The organism is Winogradskyella sp. UBA3174, assembly GCF_002364335.1.
Lineage (GTDB): Bacteria > Bacteroidota > Bacteroidia > Flavobacteriales > Flavobacteriaceae > Winogradskyella.
Window position 1 is genome coordinate 30,892 of sequence record NZ_DEXW01000040.1, and the last position, 488, is coordinate 31,379.

The 488-nt window shown below is 30.9% G+C and carries 1 pseudogene; it reads right to left on the reverse strand.

Features of this window, described 5'->3' with window-relative positions:
• Positions 1 to 257, reverse strand: a pseudogene (prfB, locus tag B2U95_RS06645) (peptide chain release factor 2); the annotation flags it as partial.
• Positions 258 to 488 lie beyond the last annotated feature (231 nt).

Below are 488 nucleotides of genomic sequence, written 5' to 3' on the forward strand. Positions count from 1 at the left end.
CTTCTTTAAAGAATTCATATAACACCTCTAAGTCTTCAAAAAAGGATTTGGCAGAATTGTAATCGTTTACCCAACTTTTTTTCTCACGGATAGACTTCATTACCAGTTCAGCTGCCTTTGAATCATTCCAAAAATTAGGATCGAAAGTTTGTTCCTCTTCGTTAGAGATTTCTATGAGCTTAGCATCTAAGTCAAAGATATTGTCTAAGTACGTCTAGACGGGAATTGAGATCTTTTATTTGATCTGATGTAATCATAAATTATAGTAATTTTCACAAATATAAGAGGACTCTTTAAAGTGCCATAATTTTGAACCCGTTTTTTAGAAATTCCGTAGTTTTATGCTTCAATATTTTTAACATGAAAAAATTAACTTTTCTTTTTTGCTTCTTATTTGCTAGTGTTCAGTTTCACGCACAAATATTAGATAAGAAAGACCTTAAAACCTATGAAGGGTATTTCGACTTTTACTATGAAGAAAGCACAGA